1 protein-coding gene is annotated in these 2,266 nt (G+C 48.7%); it reads left to right on the top strand.

Features of this window, described 5'->3' with window-relative positions; genetic code table 11:
• Positions 1-38: 38 nt before the first annotated feature.
• Positions 39-2,266 (top strand): glycoside hydrolase family 99-like domain-containing protein (locus AC1DVF_RS29040; RefSeq protein WP_477783605.1); only part of this gene is annotated, 2,228 nt, incomplete at its 3' end.

Genomic DNA, 2,266 nt, shown 5'->3' with positions numbered 1-2,266 from the left:
GGAGTCGGCGTTGGGACGGCAAAGACAGCGAAGTTCTTATAGCGCAGCAACACTCCCCTGAAGACGATCTGGCTTTTGCTGCAGATGTCTACAGGTATATGCGAGACGAACGCTATATTCGCGTTGATGGGAAGCCACTCCTGCTTGTCTATCGGCCGAGTTTGCTTCCTTCCGCAATTGAGACCAGTGAAAGATGGCGAACCTGGTTCCGTGAGCAAGGAATGGGTGAAATTTATCTCGCCTATACTCAGTCGTTCGAGACAGAAGATCCTCGTAAATACGGATTTGACGCTGCGATCGAGTTTCCACCCAACAATTCAGCTCCACCAAATATTACCTCTGAAGTAGCAGCATCAGAGGGCTTTGGCGGTACAGTTTATGATTGGTCCGTCTTCCTCAAACGGTCTCGTAACTATAAAAAAATGCCGTACCATCTTTTTCGTAGTGTATGCCCGTCTTGGGATAACACTGCGCGTAGAAAAAATGGCGGTACAATTTTTGCCAACAGTAATCCTGCTGATTATCAGAAATGGCTCGAAAACGCAGTTGCTGAAACGTGTGAGCAGGCGCGTACTGCAGACGAGAAAATCGTGTTTGTCAATGCTTGGAACGAGTGGGCCGAAGGCGCTCATCTGGAACCAGATGCAAAGTATGGTTATGCATGGCTAGACGCTACACGAAAGGCATTGACGGGTGAGACTGATGACTCGCTCAAAACAAGTGTCGCTGTGGTTTCCCATGATGCTCACCCGCACGGTGCTCAATTCCTAGCGTTGGGTATCGTGCGGTCGTTAGTAAATGACTTGAAACTTCAGGTTCATACAGTTTTGCTGGGCGAAGGTCGACTACGTGATGAGTTTGCGCAGTACGCTCCTATTCACGATCTATTACAAGGTGGCGATTTTGACCAGCGTGCCATTGTGCTAGCGAAGGAGCTTGCGGAGAAAGGCGTCAAACACGCGATCGTCAATACCACTGTATCTGGATGCTTTGTAAAGGCGCTGTCGTCTGAAGGAATTCACTGTGTATGCCTGATTCATGAAATGCCAGGTGTAATTGAATCCAACAATCTTTCGGATCAAGCGAAGGCCATTGCAACATTTGCTGATCAGGTGGTCTTCCCGGCAGAAGTTGTAGAGGAAGGATTTGCTCGCTTTGCTGAGGTTGAGCCTTCTCGAAAAATAATCCGTCCTCAGGGACTATGGCGCCGAAATTTGTTGCGATTTGACAAAGATCAGGTGCGCAAGAATGTTTTACAGCGTTTAGACGCCACAGAAGACCGACCGATTGTATTGGCTGTTGGGTATGCGGATCGGCGTAAAGGCATTGATYTGTTCGTCAAGGCAGCACTTGAAGTTTTGGTCGTTGTACCTGATGCCCTGTTCGTCTGGATCGGTCACTGGGATGAAGCACTTCGCAGTGAGATCGATGAGTTGGTCGCTGGTCATACTTCGTCGTTCAAATTCCTCGGTTACGAACCTGACACCGCTAGCTATCATGTTGCAGCAGACGTTTACGCATTGACCTCTCGAGAAGATCCATTCCCGAACGTGGTGCTGGAGTCATTCGACGCCGGCGTTCCCGTTGTTGCCTTCGACGGTTCGGGAGGCGGGGCCAAATTTGCCTCTAGTGTCGGGGGGAGGGTTGTGCCTATGGAAGATTTCAAAGCGTTTGCTGCGCAGATGCTCTTCTTCATCCAGCACCCAGAAGCTGCGCGAGATCTTGGTCAACAGGCAAGTGCTCTTGTCGATCGGGAGTATGCTTTCCGGAGTTATTTGTTCGATCTCTGTAAGCTTATGGGTATAACGCTTCCACGAGTTTCGGTCGTTGTTCCGAATTATAATTATGCCAAATACATAGGTGAAAGACTGAGCTCGATTGTTGGTCAAACGTTGCCGATTTATGAACTGATTATTCTTGATGACGCTTCAACTGACGAAAGTGTTGTTGAAATCAAAAAGTGGCTTTCACAGAATAATGTTGAATGCCGACTGATTGTAAATCAGAAAAACTCGGGAAATGTATTCGAGCAGTGGGCGAAAGGGGTCGAGGAAGCAACTGGCGACTACATCTGGATTGCCGAAGCAGATGATCTTAGCGCTCCGGGCTTTTTAGAAACTGTCATTGCTCCGATGGAGCGTGATAAGGACATTACTATCAGTTACTGCGAAAGCCAGCAGATAGATGGACGCAGCCAACTGCTGTCGATCGATTATCAGGCCTATCGTGAAGATGTTTGCGGAGACCATTGGGCTGTCCCTTACGT

This window comes from Pseudomonas sp. P4_D7 (assembly GCF_056401755.1).
The sequence above is the reverse complement of the archived record's forward strand: the minus strand, read 5'-3'. Positions and strand labels throughout refer to the sequence as shown.